The 308-nt window shown below is 63.6% G+C and carries 1 pseudogene; it reads left to right on the plus strand.

The features are described 5' to 3' along the window. Window positions 1-87: 87 nt before the first annotated feature. Window positions 88-308, plus strand: a pseudogene (locus AC5RWX_RS34560) (Hpt domain-containing protein); the annotation flags it as partial.

Here is a 308-nt window from a genome sequence, read left to right on the forward strand (position 1 = left end):
GGCCCTCCTCGACGACCTTGTTGGCGGATCCGCAACCACGCATCTTAAGGGCTAAAGCGGTCGGCCTCCCGGCGGAAGGACAACAATATGCAGGACGAGGGCCACAGCCTGCCACTCCTGGACAGTTCGGTGCTTGAGAGGTTGCGTGCCGAGCTGGACGACGACGAGGGTGTCTTGTGCGTGTTTGTCCAGGACTTCGTGGCGCACCTGCCTCACCGGACCGAAGCGCTCCGTCTGGCCCTGACCACCGGGGATCTCGTCGGCGCCAAAAACGCGGTCCTCAGCCTGAAGACCTCCAGCCAGATGGT

It is taken from the genome of Arthrobacter sp. SPT-J7 (assembly GCF_059089965.1).